This is a genomic window from Streptomyces mayteni, assembly GCF_054783955.1.
In genome coordinates this window covers 77,661-92,608 of the sequence record NZ_BAAGPR010000022.1, presented here as the reverse complement: position 1 = coordinate 92,608, position 14,948 = coordinate 77,661, and the positions used below count along the sequence as shown (strand labels likewise).

The following is a 14,948-nucleotide window of genomic DNA, read 5'->3' as shown; positions in this document are numbered from 1 at the left end:
GCGACAAAGGGCCCCGGCAGCGGGGCGGCCGGCCGGGCCGGGGGCGCCCCGCGCGGGGAGGGCGGGTGGGTGGGGGGGAACCGGGGTCCGGTCAGGCCAAGCGGCGCGTTAGCGCTTGATCTCCTTGATGCGAAGCATCCTCGTGATGACCTTGTCCAGCTCCGCGTCGTCGAAGACCTTCTTCCAGTCGTCGCGGACGATCGACTCGCGGCCGTAGTCCATAGCGATCAGGCAGGCGTCGGAGAACGGGTTGTCGCCCTTGAGGGTGTTGGCCAGGGCCACCTGGGTGTGGCCGAGGAGCATCGCGCGGGCGGCCTTCTCGGGGACGCCGACGGTGTGGACCGTCTCGTGCAGCGCCTCGGTGAGCAGCGCGCCGACCATGCAGGCGATGGTCTCGACGAGGGTCGGCTCCAGGACGGCCAACTGCTTGACGGTGACCCAGTGGACGTCCACGACGGGCGCGTACATGGTGCGGATCACGGACTCGGCGAGCGCGTGCGCCGAGGCGGCGGCCGGGTCGGCCGCCTCGGTGGCCGGCTCGAAGGAGGCCACGACCTCCTGGGGGGCGGCGATGCCGCCGAAGGTGTCCGCGTACTCCTCCTTGGTGGTGCGCTCCAGGAAGACCGACGGGTGGCACGGGTGGGCGACGGCGTTGTGGACGTCGGCGCGGCGGGTCAGCAGGCCGGCGTAGGCGGCGGCCGGGTCCAGGGTGAGCAGGACGGCGCCGGGCTTCATCACCGGGACGAGGGTCTCGGAGACGGTGCCGAGGACCACGTCGGGGACGGCCAGGATGACGACGTCGGCCCGGGCGGCGGCCTCGGTGCCCTCGGTGATCTCGCGGCCCAGCTCGCGCAGCAGCTCCTGCCCCTTGGGGGAGTTCTCGCTGAACAGCGTCGCGAAGTCGCTCTTGACCAGGTTGTTCGAGACGCGCTGGCCCATCTTGCCGGCGGCGCCGATGACCGCGACGGTGGCGGTCGTGGCTTCGGTAGCCATCACTTGCTCCTCAGGAGATTCTTGTTCAGCAGGGTGCCGATGCTGTGCTTGGTCCATTCGGCTTCGATGCGGGCGGTCTCCTCGAAGCCGTCCTGCCAGGGAAGCCAGTGCTCCACGATCTGGTTGACGCCCTTCTCCTCTGGCCGCACCGTCTCGACGAGGTACGGGTAGTCGAGGAGGCCCTCGCCGAGGCGGCAGCCGGCGTAGGTGAAGCCGACCCAGCCGTCGCGGCGGGTGAACGCGAAGTCCTTGACGTGGATGTTGACGACGTACGGCGCGGTGGCGTCGATGACGTCGATGGGCCGTTCGAGTCGGGCGACGCTGTTGCCCGGGTCGAGGCAGACCCCGAGGTGTGGGCTGTCCACGCCGCGCACCACGGCGAGCAGGTCGTCCGTGGACACCTGTTCGTAGGTCTCCAGGCCGAGGGTGACGCCGCGGGCGGCGTACTCGGGGACGACCTCGGTGAGCAGCGCGGTGGCCTCGGCGACGCTCGGCCGGTGGTCCGCGGTGTTGAGCATGGAGCGGACGAAGGTGGCGCCCAGCTTCTCGGCGAGGGTCAGGTAGCGGCGCAGGTGGTCGGGGCGTACGCCGCGGGTGCCGAGTTCGAGGGCGATGCCGGCGGAGTCGGCCTGTCGGCGGATCGCGGCGAGCGCCGCGTCGTCCAGGGCCTCGACCGGCGGGTGGTCGCAGATCTGGAAGACCTGGCCGCCGAGTTCGTGGGTCTGGTCGAGCATCTCGTGGATGCTCAGCGGCCGGGGGGCGCGGGAGGAGAGGCGCCAGAAGAAGGCGTAGGTGCTGAGTCCGTAGGCCATCAGAGCGTCGCCTCCGCGGTGGGCGCGCCGTGCAGGGCGAGCGCCTCGTCGAGGATCCGTGCGACGGCGGCCGGGTCGTGGGCGAACCGGCCGAGGAAGAGGCCGCCGGCGTCGGTGCCGAGGTCGGCCAGCAGTCCTGGGCCTGCGCTGCCGCCGTAGATGACCCGGCTGCCGGCGTGTGCGGGCTGGCCGGCGAGCCAGTCGGAGAGGGCGGCGCAGACGGTGCGGATGTGCGCGGTGGAGGCGGGCTGGGGGGCGCCGATGGCCCACTGGGGTTCGTAGGCGACGACGACGGGGCCGGTCAGCCCGGACAGCAGGCGTGCGAGTTCGGCGACGGTGCGGGTGGCGGCGTCGGCTGGGTCGGCCTGGTTGAGTTCGCCGACGCAGAGCACCGGGGTGAGTCCGTTGCGGAGCGCGGCCGCCGTCTTGGCGGCGACGACCGTGTCGCCCTCGCCGAAGAGCCGGCGGCGCTCGGCGTGGCCGACCTCGGCGTAGGCGCAGCCGATCTCCTTGAGGTGGGCGCCGCTGACCTCGCCGGTGTAGGGGCCCGCGTCCTCGGCGGCCAGGTCCTGGGCGCCGACCCGGACGCCCGAGCCGGCCACGATGCTGGCGACGGGCACGAGCGCGGGGAAGGAGGGCAGCACGAACAGCTCGGCGAGGCCGGTGGTGACGGCGGGGTGCCGGGTGGCGATCGCGGCGGTGCGACGTGACCAGTTGAGGGTCTGGTGGTGCCCGAAGTACATCTTCAGGCTGACCCCGATGGTGACGGCGGGCGCGGGCGCGGTGCGCATCAGGCGGCTCCGGCGCAGCTGTTCTCGTAGTCGCTGAGGACCTGGACCTTGCCGGCGGAGGCGGAGGTGGCGTCGAAGCGGTAGGTGAGCCACTCGGCGGCGAGCCGGCGGGCCAGTTCGAGGCCGACGACGCGCTGGCCGAAGGTGAGGACCTGGGCGTTGTTGGAGAGGATGGCGCGCTCGACGGAGAAGGAGTCGTGGGCGGTGACGGCCCTGATGCCCCTGACCTTGTTGGCGCTGATGGCGACGCCGAGGCCGGTGCCGCAGACGAGCAGGGCGCGGTCGGCCTTGCCGGCGGCGACGAGTTCGGCGGCGGCGATGGCGATGGTGGGGTAGGCGGTGTGTCCTTCCGCGTCGACGCCGACGTCGGTGACGGTGGCGACGAGGTCGCTGGCCTCCAGGTCCTTCTTCAGGGCCTCCTTGTAGGCGAAGCCCGCGTCGTCGGCGCCGACGACTATCCGCAGCTTGTCGAGCCTGCCGGACCGGTCGGGGGTCTCGCTCATCGTCAGTCAACTTCCTTCGTCGCGAGGGTCTGCTGTATGGCGCGGGTGATCAGGGCGAGCGAGTGGGCGCCGGCGTCCGGGGTGCCCAGGCTCTTCTCGGCGTGCGGCCTGGCGCGGCCCATCCTGGGCAGCAGTTCGGCGGTGCCGGCGGCGGCGGCCTCGGCCGCGGTGGCGGCGGCGTCCCAGGCGTCGGCCAGCGGCGCGCCGGCGGCGACGGCCTGGTCGAGGGCGTCGGCGAACGGGACGAGGGCGTCGACCATGGTCTTGTCGCCGACCTCGGCCTTGCCGAGCCGCATGACGCCGGTGGCGGCGGCGGTCACGCCGGAGGCGACGGCGGCGGGCGTGGGCCGGCCGGTGTCGCCGAGGGCGGAGCCGACGGAGCCGAGGATGACGCCCCACAGGGCGCCCGAGGTGCCGCCGGCCCGGTCGGCCCAGGCCGCGGCGGCCGGGTCGAGGGAGGTGGCGGCGCCGGCGCCGCGGGCCACCGCGTCGGCGCCGGCCTGGTGGGCGGCGTGGGAGCCGCGTCGCATGCCGATGCCGTGGTCGCCGTCGCCGGCGACGGCGTCGATCCGGCCGAGCTCGTCGGCGTGGGCGTCGACGGTGGCGCGGACGGCGGCCAGGGCGGCGAGCGTGCGGCGGGCGGCGCGGCGGCCGTCCTCGTCGGCGACGAGGGGCGCGGCGTCCTCGGTGGTGTCGACCGGCTCGGCCGCGGGCTCGTCCGCGGTGGTGGCGGGTGCGGTGACGGCGCCCTTGCGGAAGGCGGGGGCGTCGGCGGGCGCGGTCCACAGGGTTTCGAGCTCGTCGGTGAGCCAGCAGAGGGTGAGCGAGACGCCGGCCATGTCGAAGCTGGTGACCAGCTCGCCGACCTCGGGGTCGACGACCTCGACGCCGGCGGCGGCGAGCAGCCTGGACACCTGCCGGTAGACGACGAACAGCTCCTCGTACTTGACGGCGCCGAGACCGTTGAGGATCACGGCGGCGCGCTGTCCCGCGGGGGCCTCGACGCCGGCCGGCAGCTCGGCGAGCAGGGTGTCGACGAGGAGCCCGGCGGTCTCGTCGGCGCTCGGCACGTCGCGTTCGCCCATGCCGGGCTCGCCGTGGATGCCGAGGCCGAGGGCGAGCCGGCCGGGCTCGACGGTGAACAGCGGCTCGTCGGCGCCCGGCAGGGTGCAGCCGCTGAGGGCGACGCCGAAGGAGCGGGTGCGGTCGTTGGCGAGCGCGGCGAGGCGGGTGACCTCGTCGAGCGGCAGGCCGCGCTCGGCGGCGGCGCCGGCGATCTTGAAGACGACCAGGTCGCCGGCGACCCCGCGGCGCTTGTGCGCCTCCTCGGGCGCGGCGCTCGAGACGTCGTCGGTGACGGGCAGCACCCGGACGTCGACGCCGTCGGCCGCCAGCTGCTCGGCGGCCTGGCCGAAGTGCAGCACGTCGCCCGCGTAGTTGCCGAAGGTGAGGAGGACCCCGCCGCCGGCCTCGACCGCCCTGGCGACCCCCCTGACCTGGCGGGCCGAGGGGGAGGCGAAGACGTTGCCGACGGCGGCGCCGTGGGCCAGGCCCTGGCCGACCAGACCGGAGAAGGCCGGGTAGTGGCCGCTGCCGCCGCCGATGACGACGGCGACCTGGCCCGGCACCCGGGCGGCGGCGCGCACCACGCCGCCCGGGGTCGGCCGCACCCACCGCCGGTGGGCGGCGACGAAGCCCTCCAGGGCCTCGTCGGCGAAGGCGGCGGGGTCGTTGAACAGCTGGGTCATCGATGGGCCTCCGCGAGGGGCGCTGCGGACGGGTCGGGCTCGTCGAGGGGGGCGGCCTCGTCGCCTGGGCGGCGGGAGAGCCAGACCATCAGCACGCCGGACATGATCATGAAGCCGCCGACCAGGAACAGCGGCAGGTGGTAGCCGCCGCTGAAGTCCTTCAGCCAGCCGGTGACGTAGCCGGCCGCGAAGCCGGCGACGTTGCCCATGGTGTTGATCAGGGCGATGCCGGCGGCGGCGGCCGCGCCGGTGAGGAACCGGGACGGCACGGACCAGAACACCGGCAGGGCGGCGAAGATCGAACAGGCGGTGACGGTGATGACGGCGACCGTGGCGGCCGGCGAGTCCATGTAGAGCGCGAGCGGGATGGAGAGACCGCCGACGACCGCGGGGGCCGCGATGTGCCAGGCCTTGGTGCCGTGCCGGGTGGCGTGGCGGGACCAGAAGAAGAGCACCACGGCCGCCGGCAGGTACGGGATGGCGGTGATCAGCGCCTTGTCCATGACGCTGAAGTTGGTGTCGAAGTCCTCCTGGAAGCCGTTGATGATCGTCGGCAGGAAGAACGCGAGGGCGTAGAGGCCGTAGATGAAGCCGAAGTAGATCAGCGAGAGGATCCAGACCCGGGAGCTGGTGAAGGCCGTCCTCAGGGCCTCGCGACCGTGCGATTCGGCCTTGCCCGCGCCCTTCTTGCCGACGTTCTCGGCGGCCAGCTCGGTCTCCAGCCAGTCCTTCTCCTGCTGGGTGAGCCACTTGGCGTGCGCGGGCCGGTCGATCAGGTAGAACCAGGCGACGACGCCGAGGATGATCGCGGGCAGCGAGACGCCGAGGAACATCACGCGCCAGCCCTCGAGGCCGAACAGGCCGTGGCGCTCGATCAGCAGGCCGGCGAGCGGGGCGCCGATCACGGTGGTCAGCGGCTGGGCCAGGTAGAAGAGCCCGAGGATCTTGGTGCGGTGCCGGCCGGGCACCCACTGGCTGAGGTAGAGGATCGCGCCGGGGAAGAAGCCGGCCTCGGCGATGCCGAGGACGAAGCGCAGCGCGTACAGCTGCTCGCTGTTCTGCACCCAGGTGAAGAGGAGGGAGACGATCCCCCAGGTCACCATGATCCTGGCGAGCCAGCGGCGGGCGCCGAACCGGTGCAGGGCCATGTTGCTCGGCACTTCGAGGGCGATGTAGCCGATGAAGAAGACGCCGGACGCGAAGCCGAACTGGGCCGCGGTGAGCGCGAGGTCGTCGCCCATGCCGTTGGGCTCCGCGAAGGAGACGGCGGTCCTGTCCAGATAGTTCACGAAGAACATCAGGGCCACGAAGGGGACGAGCCGCACCGAGATCTTCCGGATGGCGGATCTCTCTATGGCGCCTGCGTCCTGGGGCTGTGCTGCGGCTCCCATGGGTCACTCCTTGGTGCTTCGGACAGCTTTGTCCGATTCCTTGCCCGAGCGGTTTGCACCCTCCGGGAGGCTGCGGCGAGCGGGCCGCGCCCCACCGGGCGGGGTCGGGAACGCTCACGTTAACAGTGGTTACCAATTTACCAAAGGGATTGGTAACCAATTTACCAAAATCTTTCGTACTTCTTTCAGGCTATATGTCCGATTGGGGTACCGGGCGGTTCGAGTGGCGTGACGGCCCGTGATGTGCTTCACCCCCGGTCTGATGTACTTGACGGGTGACTGCGCCAACCGATCAACCGGACTTCGTCTCGCTCCTGCGGCCCGTCGTGCGTGAGTCGTCCGTGAGCGAGGTGGCCAAGCGGCTCCTCGACCACCTCACCGAGGGGAACCTCAGGCCCGGCACCCGGCTACCCGCCGAGCGCCAGCTCGCGGAGGCCCTGGGAGTGGCGCGCTCCAGCGTGCGGGGGGCGCTCTCCGCGCTCGACGTGCTCGGCATCATCGAGATCAAGCCGGGCTCCGGCTCCTACGTGCGGGCCAGCACCTCGGAGTTCCTGCCCCGCGCCATCAACTGGGGACTGATGCTCGGCCAGCGCCGCACCCAGGACCTCGTCGAGGTGCGCGCCTTCATGGAACGGATGTCCGCCCGGCTCGCCGCCGAGCGCGCCGACGAGACGGACGTGGCCAGACTGGGCGGCCACCTGGAGCGGATGCGGGAGGCCGGCGGCGACGTCGCGGCCTTCATCGAGGCCGACATCGCCTTCCACCTGGAGACGGCGAACATCGCCCGCAACACCGTGCTCGACGACATCCTGCACAGCATCCGGGCGCTGCTCCAGGTCTGGATGGAGCGCGCGGGCGACGTCGAGGGCACCATCAGCGGCACCCTGCACGAGCACGGCACCATCCTGGAGGCCATCCGGCAGCACGACCCGGAGGCCGCCGACCGCGCCATGACCGAGCACATGCGGCTGGCCAGCGAGCGGCTCCAGTCCTCGCTCGGCACCGAGCAGGCGGACGACGACGCGCACCGCGACGGCGCCGGGCCGGCCGACGCCACGCCGGCCGAACGCCGGGGGGTACCGGCCGAGAGCCGCTGAGCGCAAGGCCGTTCACCCTCGTCCACCGCCCAACCCGTTCGGCTGAACCGCCCCGACCCGCGTAACCGCCGCCGCTCACGCAGCCGTTAGCGAGGGGGACGGGTTCAGGGAACGGCGAGGGAGTGCCGGTGTACGAGTTGCTTGCGACGCTGCTGACCGACGAGTTCGGCATCGAGGCCGACGCGGTCAGGCCCGACGCGACCTTCCGCGATCTCGAGCTTGACTCGCTGTCGCTGACCGAACTGGCCGTCATCGTCACCGAACGCACCGGGCTGCTGGTGGACGACGTCGACCTGGACAGCACGCTGGCCTCGGCGGCGGAACGGTACGCCACCGCCTCGGCGGGCGCGTAGTGGGCGGCGAGATCGCCGTCACCGGGATCGGCCTCGTCACCCCGGGCGGCGTGGGGGTCCGGGCGAGCTGGCGGGCGGTGCGCGACGGCGCGGCCACGGCCACCCGCGACCCGGCGCTCGCCGGGCTGCCCGTCGACATCTCCTGCGCGGTGCCCGGCTTCGACGGCGACGCGCTGCTCGGCCGGCGGCTGGCCAGGCGGCTCGACCCGGTGACCCAGCTCGGCCTGGTGGCCGCCCGCGAGGCCCTGGCCATGGCGGGCCTGCCGGCCGGCGGTTGGGACCCGGCCCGGGTCGGGGTCCTCGTCGGCGCCGGCGGTTCCAGCCTGGCCGGCGTCACCGAGGCGCACCGGCGGCTGCTGGCCTGCCGCGCCGAGACCATCTCGCCGACCGCCCTGCCGCGCTCCCTGCCCAGTGCCTGCGCCACCGAGATCGCCCACGACCTCGGCGTGACCGGGCCCGCCTTCGCCACGGTGGCCGGCTGCGCCTCGGGCCTGCTCGCGGCGCGGGTGGCCAGGGACCTGCTGCGCTCGGGCGACCTGGACGTGGCCGTGGTGGGCGGTGCTGAATCGCTTCGCCACCCGCTGACCGTCGCCGGCTTCGCCCAGCTCGGCACCCTCTCCCGGCGGGCGGGCGAGCCGGCCGCGGCCTGCCGGCCGTTCGACGCCGACCGGGCGGGGCTCGTAGTGGCGGAGGGCGCCGGCGTCCTGGTGCTGGAACGTCCCGGCTACGCGCGCGCCCGCCGGGCGCCCGTGCTGGCCTGGCTCGCCGGCTGCGGCGCGGCGGGCGAGAACCACCACCCCACCACCCCGCACCCGGAGGGCGCGGGCGGCGAGCGCGCGACCAGGGCGGCCCTGGCCGACGCGGGCTGGCACCCCGCGGACGTCGGCCACGTCAACGCGCACGGCGCCGCCACCGTGGCCAACGACGCGACCGAGGCCCGCTGGCTGGCCAGGACGCTGCCGCACCGGCCGCCGGTGACCGCGACCAAGGGCGCACTCGGCCACGCCGGAGCCGGCTCAGGCGCGATCGAGGCGGCCACCACCGTGCTGGCGCTGCGCGAGCGGCTGATCCCACCGACCGCCAACCTCGACCGGCTCGACCCCGACTTCGACCTGGACGTGGTCGCCAAGGCGCCGCGCCCCGCACCCGATTCGCCGGGCGCCCTCACCGTGTCCTCCGCCTTCGGCGGCCAGAACGCCGCCCTGCTGTTCCGATGCGCGTGACCCGGCCCCCGGCACATACCGACCCGGCCCCCGCCGACCGGGCCCACCCCGCCGCCGGCCCCTCCGCCGTCTCCGCTCCTGCCTCCTCTCCTGCCCCCGCTGTTGTCTCCTCTGCTGTGTCCTCTCCGGCCATCGCCCTGGCCGCCGCCCGGCTGCTGCTCCGGCTCCGCGAGGCCCCGGAACCCGCCGTCATCCACGACGAACTCCGCAGGCTCGGGCCCGTGTTGCCGGTGCCCTGGCTCAGGTCCCTGCTGGTGACCGGCTACCGCGAGTGCCGGCAGACACTCCGGGACCCGGACTTCCAACTGCCCGACGCCGCCTGGCGGGACCGCACGACACCGGGCTGGCGCGACCACCGCTCACTGGTCGACCTCACCAGCTCGCTGCTCACCCTGAACCCGCCCCGGCACACCCTGGTGCGCGCCGGGATCGCGCCGGGGCTCGCCCGCACCGCCCTCGCCGAACTTCGCCCGGCCGTGGAGAAGTTCACCGACGGGTGCCTCGACGAGCTGGCCGCGGCGCTGCGCGAAGGACCTGCCGACCTGACGGCGCTGCTGGCCGAGCCGCTGCCCGCCCGCGCCATGTGCCGCTGGCTGGGCGCGCCGCCGGCCGACGCGAGCCTGCTGGCCCGGCTGGCCCGCCGCTACTCGGTCGTCCAGGAGCTCTCGCCCACCGCGGCCCAACTCGCCGACGCGGACCGGGCGGCCGAGGAGCTGAAGGACTACTTCCTGCCGCTGGTCGACTCCCGGCTGCGCCGGCCGGGCACCGACCAGCTCTCCGGCTGGGCCGGCCGCGCCTGCGCTTCCTCCGCTTCTTCTTCCTCCTCCGGTCTCACCTCCTATGACGTCGCGGTGAACGCGGCGATGCTGTTCGTCGCCGGCTTCGAGACCACCGCCACCCTCATCACCAGCTTGGCCCGGGCCGTCATCGAAGAGCCCGGGTTCGCCGACCGGTCGCGGGCGACGCCGGGACACATCCCGGTGGCCGTCGAGGAGATCATCCGCCGCAACCCCTCGGCCGCCGTCGTCAGCCGGGTCGCGACCCGCGACCGCCTGCTCGGCGGCATCCACGTGCCCAAGGACCAGTTGGTGCATCTGCTGCTGCCTGCCGCCAACCGCGACCCGGCCGCCGCCGGCCAGCCACACCTCTCCTTCGGGACGGGCGTCCACTACTGCCTGGGGGCGGCGCTCGCCCGACTCGAGCTGACCACCCTGTTGCCCCGGCTGCTCGACCGCTTCCCGCGGCTGCGGCTCGCCGCGCCACCCGAGGCGCCCCGGGGGCTCGCACTCCCCCATCCGCCACGGCTGTTCGTGACAGCCGATCAGACCCTTCCGAAAGCAAGACCTCGATGACCAGCCCCTCTCCCTCTCGCCATGCTCGCGACATCCTCACGGAGCTCGAACCCTCCGTCGCCCGGCTGCTCGACCGACACCTGGCCGCCGCCCAGATCTGGATGCCCCACTCCTACGTGCCGTGGAGCACGGCCCGCGACTTCGACGGGCCGCTCGACGGCGAGCCCTGGCGCCCCGAACAGTCCCCGCTGCCGCCCGCCGTCCGCGACTCGCTGCTGGTGAACCTCCTCACCGAGGACAACCTGCCCAGCTACCACTTCGAGATCGCCACCCGCTTCGGCCGGGACGGTGCCTGGGGCACCTGGGTGCACCGCTGGACCGCCGAGGAGGGCCGGCACGCCGACGCGCTCCGCGCCTACCTGCACGCCACCCGCGCCGTCGACCCCGTCGAGCTCGAACGGTGCCGGATGCGCCAGGTGTCCGGGGGCTACACCAGCGACCAGCCCACCGTGCTGCACGCGATGGCCTATGTGACCGTGCAGGAGCTGGCCACCCGGGAGGCCCACCGCAACGCCGGCGCGAGCTGCGGCGACCCGGTCGGCAAGCTGCTGGCCTCGCGGATCGCGGCCGACGAGAACCTGCACATGCTCTTCTACCGGGACCTGTTCGCGGACGCCCTGACCATCGCCCCCGACGCGGCGACCGTCGCCCTGGCCGACGTCGTCTGCGGCTTCCAGATGCCGGGCACCGCCATTCCCGGCTTCCAGCAGCGTGCGCTGCGGATCGCCGCGGCCGGCATCTACCACCTGGGCATCCACCGCGAACACGTGGTGCTCCCGCTGGTGCGCTCGCTGCGGGTCATGACCCGCACCGACCTCGGCCCGGCCGGCGAGGCGGCCCGCGACCGCCTCGGCCGCCATCTGGACCAGCTGCGGGCCATGGCGGACCGCTTCCGGGAGCTCTACGAGCGGATGGAGGCGGTGAGCCATGTCGGTGCCCGACGCTGAGGCGGCGGCCATCACCGGCCTTGGCATGATCACCCCGGGCGGCCCCACCGCCGAAGCCACCTGGGCCGCCCTCTGCGCCGGCCGCGGACTGGCCCGCGCCGACCCCGAACTGGCCGGGCTCCCCGTGGACTTCTCCTGCCGGGTCGACGGCTTCGACCCGGACGCCGCCTACGGCCGAAGGCTGGCCCGGCGGCTCGACCGCTTCACGCAGCTCGGGCTGGCCGCCGCCCGCCAGGCCGTCGCGGACGCCAAGCTGGACCCGGACACCTGGGCCGCCGCGCGGGTGGGGGTGGCCATCGGCGCCGGCAGCAACAGCCTGGAGACCTATCCCCGCGAGTTCGCCAGGCTCGACCAGGGACACCCGACGCGGGTCTCGCCCACCGCGCTGACCCGCAGCGTGCCCAACATGGCGGCCGGCGAGGTGGCCCTGGACCTGGGCGCCCACGGGCCGAGCTTCACCGTGGCAAGCGCCTGCGCCTCCGGCGCCACCGCCCTCGGCCTGGCCCGCGCCCTGCTGGCGGCCGGGACCTGCGACGTGGTGCTGGCCGGCGGCGCGGAATCCGGCCGCTCGCGGATGACCGCCACCTGCTTCGCCCAACTCCAGGCCCTCTCCCGCCGAACCGAGGAACCGGCCGCGGCCTCCCGGCCGTTCGACGCGGAGCACGACGGCTTCGTGCTCTCCGAGGGCGCGGCGGTGCTGGTGCTCGAGCGCCAGGAACACGCCAGGCGGCGCGGCGCCCACGTGCGGGCCCTGCTGCTCGGGCACGGGGCCACCAGCGACGCCCATCATCCGGTCGCCCCCCACCCGGAGGGCGCGGGCGCCGAGCGGGCCATCCGCGCCGCGCTGGCCGACGCGGGGCGGGAGCCGGGCGACGTCGACCTGGTGAGCGCCCACGGCACCTCGACCCCGCCGGGAGACCGGGCCGAAGCGCTGGCGCTCCGGCGGGTGTTCGGCGGTGGTGGGCCGCCGGTGACCGCGCCCAAGAGCGTGCTGGGGCACGCCCTGGGCGCGGCCGGCGCGATCGAGGCCGGGCTCGCGGTGCTGGCCATCGAACAGCGCTGCCTCCCGCCGACGGCCAACCTCGGCCGCCAGGAACCCGGGCTCGAACTCGACATCGTGACCGGGCGGCCGCGTCCCGCTGAGGTGAACATCGCCATGACCAACTCCTTCGGCTTCGGGGGGCACAACAGCGTGCTGATCCTCAGCAGACCAGGCTGATCCGGCCGCCCGTAAGTCGCCTTTGGTCTGGTTTCGACCTGACTTTCGTCAGGCGTCGGCCGCCAGGTGGTCGAGCCACGTGGCGGCCTGGGCCTCCGTCAGCCACCGGCCGCCACGGCGCGGCGGGCCTCGGCCAACGCCCGCCGGGGGGCGACGACATGCTGGAACACCCGGTCGATGCGGGCCCGGCCCGCCGGACGCTCCGTGGACCAGTCGAACACCGTGCGGAGGCGGCCAGTCGGCATTAAGAACGCGTTAAGATTGCCGGAATCCGGCAATGCGCGATGTCACACCCTCCTGGCACTATCCCTTCAACAGGCCGGAAGGCGGCTTGCGGGGGAGGTGAGTCCGGTGGGGTGGTTTCTCGGTCTCGGCATCGGGGGATTGGTGCTGCTGGGGCTGGTGTTCGTCCTCGACGGTGTGCTCGACGGGCTTCTCGACGGGTTCGCCGGCGCGGACGGGTGGCTGTCGCTGCCGGCCGCCACCGCCTTCCTTTCCATGCTGGGCTTCGTGGGCGCCATCGCCCAGGGCACGACCGGCATGGGTCCGGTGCCCGCCGCCGCGGTGGGGGCGGCGGCGGGGGCCGGCGCAGCCTGGGGGGTGCTGCGGCTGAGCCGGGCGCTGATGGGCGACCAGCCGGACGCGGCGTCTCGCGACGTGACGCTGGTGGGGGTCGCGGGATCGGTCATCACGCCGATACCCGACGGGGGTTACGGCGAGGTCCTGCTCGACGTGGCGGGGCTTCGCACCAAGTACTCGGCACGGAGCCAGCGGGCCGTGCCGGCGGGCGCCGAGGTGTGGGTGGTGGACATCGTGTCCGCGACCGCGGTCGAGGTGCGCTCGGTCGAGCGCTGACCGTCCAGGCGCCCCACGGGGGCACGGGGGAAACCGGGGGGAAAGAGGGGGGAATGGGCGCGTGGCGCACGGGGGGTGCGTGCGCCACGCACTCGGCGGCCGGGCGGCGCGAGCGCCGCCGGCCGCCGGTCGATCCGGGCCAGACCCGGGGGGATCCGGAAGAGAAGGGGCTCTGTCATGAGTGTGGTCGTCGTCTCCGTCGTGGGGGTGGTCGTCCTCCTGTTGCTGCTCGGCCTGTTGGTCGCCTCGCGCTACAAGGTGGCGGGGCCGAGCGAGGCGTTCATCGTCACCGGTCGGGTCTCGCGCAACGCGGGCGGCCAGAAGGTGGTGGTCGGCTCCGGGGTGTTCGTGGTGCCGCTCGTGCAACACCGGCACGTGATGGACCTGTCGAGCCGGCACATCCCGGTGGCCGTCCGCGGCGCGGTCACGCTGCGCGGGGTGAAGGTGGATCTGGACGGGGTGGCCATCGTCAAGGTGGGCGGCACCGAGACCGCCATCAGGTCGGCCGCCCAGCGCTTCCTCCGCCAGCAGGGGGGCGTGGTGCCCTTCACGCAGGAGGTGCTGTCCGGTGCGCTGCGCGCGATCGTCGGGCGGATGTCGGTGGAGGAGGTGATCCGCGACCGGGCGGCGTTCGCCGGTCAGGTCGCGGAGGAGGCCGAGGCGAGCCTCTCGGGGCAGGGCCTCGTCCTCGACACCTTCCAGATCCAGGACATCGCGGCCGAGGGCAGCTACCTTGCCGACCTCGGCCGTCCCGAGGCGGCGCGGGCCAGGCAGGACGCGGACATCGCCGAGGCCGTGGCCCGGCGCACCGCCGAGCAGGCGCGACTGCGCGCCGAGGAGGAGATCGCGGTCGCGCAGCGCACGCTCTACCTGCGCCAGGCGGAGATCAAGGTCGAGACCGAGGCGGCCGCCGCGAAGGCCAACGCGGCCGGGCCGCTGGCCGAGGCGGCCAGGCGTCAGGAGGTGCTGGCCGAGCAGGAGAAGGTCGCCGTCCGGCAGGCCGAGTTGACGGACCGCCAGCTCGACGCCGAGGTGCGCAAGCCGGCGGACGCGCAGCGCTACCGGGCCGAGCAGGAGGCCGAGGCCAGGCGGGCGGCCGACGTGGCCGCGGCGCACGCCGAGGCCGAGCGCGCCAGGCTCACCGGTGAGGGCGAGCGGGAGCGGCGGGCCGCGCTGGCCGAGGCGCACCGGCTGGAGGGCGAGGCCCAGGCCGCGGCGATCGCCGCCGTCGGTTCCTCGGAGGCCGAGGCCATGCGGCGGAAGGCCGAGGCGTTCGCCGGTTACGGGGACGCGGCGATGCTCCAGATGCTGGTCGAGGTGTTGCCCGAGGTGGTCGCCAAGGCCGCGGAGCCGCTGTCCGCGATCGACAAGATGACGGTGATCTCCACGGACGGCGCGGGCCGGCTCCCGCGCGCCGTCGCCGACAACGTGGCGCAGGGCATGGAGCTGCTCAACTCGGCCACCGGTGTGAACCTCGCCGCGCTGCTCTCCGGCCTCACGGCCCGCGGCGCCGCGGAGGTCCCCACCGGAGGCGCGGCGGCACCCGTGGAACGGCTCGGCCTCGCCGCCGAGTCGAGCGAGTCGGCCGCGGCGACCGCGCCGGCCGAGCGGATCGAGGTGTCCGCCGAGTCCTGAGGGCCGGCCACCTCACGGCCACCGGCCGG

Annotated in this window: 15 protein-coding genes; 8 read left to right on the top strand and 7 right to left on the bottom strand. The window is 74.0% G+C overall.

Annotated elements, in window-relative coordinates; genetic code table 11:
* Positions 1-108: 108 nt before the first annotated feature.
* Genes ACYVPE_RS13230 through ACYVPE_RS13205 form a run of 6 tightly spaced genes read right to left on the bottom strand, consistent with a single transcriptional unit; the run spans position 109 to position 6,238 of the window.
* Positions 109-993, bottom strand: a complete 885-nt coding sequence (locus ACYVPE_RS13230; RefSeq protein WP_461033724.1) for a phosphogluconate dehydrogenase C-terminal domain-containing protein — start codon at positions 991-993, stop codon at positions 109-111.
* On the bottom strand, positions 993-1,805 hold the full coding sequence (locus tag ACYVPE_RS13225; RefSeq protein WP_461033723.1) for a sugar phosphate isomerase/epimerase family protein: 813 nt from the start codon (positions 1,803-1,805) through the stop codon (positions 993-995). The genes ACYVPE_RS13230 and ACYVPE_RS13225 overlap by 1 nt, the downstream gene beginning before the upstream one ends.
* Positions 1,805-2,596 (bottom strand): triose-phosphate isomerase family protein, encoded by a 792-nt coding sequence (locus ACYVPE_RS13220; RefSeq protein WP_461033722.1) that lies wholly within the window; start codon positions 2,594-2,596, stop codon positions 1,805-1,807. Before ACYVPE_RS13220 ends, ACYVPE_RS13225 begins: the two co-directional genes overlap by 1 nt.
* On the bottom strand, positions 2,596-3,099 hold the full coding sequence (locus ACYVPE_RS13215; RefSeq protein WP_461033721.1) for a ribose-5-phosphate isomerase: 504 nt from the start codon (positions 3,097-3,099) through the stop codon (positions 2,596-2,598). The genes ACYVPE_RS13220 and ACYVPE_RS13215 overlap by 1 nt, the downstream gene beginning before the upstream one ends.
* Before the next feature lie 2 nt (positions 3,100-3,101).
* Positions 3,102-4,847, bottom strand: coding sequence for a dihydroxyacetone kinase family protein (locus ACYVPE_RS13210; protein WP_461033720.1), 1,746 nt, complete (start codon positions 4,845-4,847; stop codon positions 3,102-3,104).
* A complete protein-coding gene (locus ACYVPE_RS13205) occupies positions 4,844-6,238 on the bottom strand; it encodes an MFS transporter (RefSeq protein ID WP_461033719.1) in 1,395 nt (464 codons plus the stop codon). The genes ACYVPE_RS13210 and ACYVPE_RS13205 overlap by 4 nt, the downstream gene beginning before the upstream one ends.
* Before the next feature lie 275 nt (positions 6,239-6,513).
* Here ACYVPE_RS13205 and ACYVPE_RS13200 point away from each other — a divergent pair, with 275 nt between their 5' ends.
* From ACYVPE_RS13200 to ACYVPE_RS13175, 6 genes are all read left to right on the top strand, one after another.
* Positions 6,514-7,335: a FadR/GntR family transcriptional regulator gene (locus ACYVPE_RS13200; protein WP_461033718.1), complete on the top strand. Its 822-nt coding sequence runs from the start codon at positions 6,514-6,516 to the stop codon at positions 7,333-7,335.
* A gap of 128 nt (positions 7,336-7,463) precedes the next feature.
* Positions 7,464-7,688, top strand: coding sequence for an acyl carrier protein (locus ACYVPE_RS13195; protein WP_461033717.1), 225 nt, complete (start codon positions 7,464-7,466; stop codon positions 7,686-7,688).
* Positions 7,688-8,911, top strand: coding sequence for a beta-ketoacyl-[acyl-carrier-protein] synthase family protein (locus tag ACYVPE_RS13190; RefSeq protein WP_461033716.1), 1,224 nt, complete (start codon positions 7,688-7,690; stop codon positions 8,909-8,911). The genes ACYVPE_RS13195 and ACYVPE_RS13190 overlap by 1 nt, the downstream gene beginning before the upstream one ends.
* Positions 8,912-9,027: 116 nt before the next feature.
* On the top strand, positions 9,028-10,263 hold the full coding sequence (locus ACYVPE_RS13185; protein WP_461033715.1) for a cytochrome P450: 1,236 nt from the start codon (positions 9,028-9,030) through the stop codon (positions 10,261-10,263).
* Positions 10,260-11,210 (top strand): acyl-ACP desaturase, encoded by a 951-nt coding sequence (locus ACYVPE_RS13180; protein WP_461033714.1) that lies wholly within the window; start codon positions 10,260-10,262, stop codon positions 11,208-11,210. Before ACYVPE_RS13185 ends, ACYVPE_RS13180 begins: the two co-directional genes overlap by 4 nt.
* Positions 11,191-12,429: a beta-ketoacyl-[acyl-carrier-protein] synthase family protein gene (locus ACYVPE_RS13175; RefSeq protein WP_461033713.1), complete on the top strand. Its 1,239-nt coding sequence runs from the start codon at positions 11,191-11,193 to the stop codon at positions 12,427-12,429. Before ACYVPE_RS13180 ends, ACYVPE_RS13175 begins: the two co-directional genes overlap by 20 nt.
* Before the next feature lie 98 nt (positions 12,430-12,527).
* On the opposite strand, the gene ACYVPE_RS13170 is transcribed toward ACYVPE_RS13175, so the two are convergent.
* Positions 12,528-12,674, bottom strand: coding sequence for a hypothetical protein (locus ACYVPE_RS13170; protein WP_461033712.1), 147 nt, complete (start codon positions 12,672-12,674; stop codon positions 12,528-12,530).
* 106 nt (positions 12,675-12,780) lie between these two features.
* Here ACYVPE_RS13170 and ACYVPE_RS13165 point away from each other — a divergent pair, with 106 nt between their 5' ends.
* Both ACYVPE_RS13165 and ACYVPE_RS13160 read left to right on the top strand, forming a co-directional pair.
* Positions 12,781-13,284, top strand: coding sequence for a hypothetical protein (locus ACYVPE_RS13165; RefSeq protein WP_461033711.1), 504 nt, complete (start codon positions 12,781-12,783; stop codon positions 13,282-13,284).
* 177 nt (positions 13,285-13,461) lie between these two features.
* On the top strand, positions 13,462-14,919 hold the full coding sequence (locus tag ACYVPE_RS13160; protein WP_461033710.1) for a flotillin family protein: 1,458 nt from the start codon (positions 13,462-13,464) through the stop codon (positions 14,917-14,919).
* Positions 14,920-14,948 lie beyond the last annotated feature (29 nt).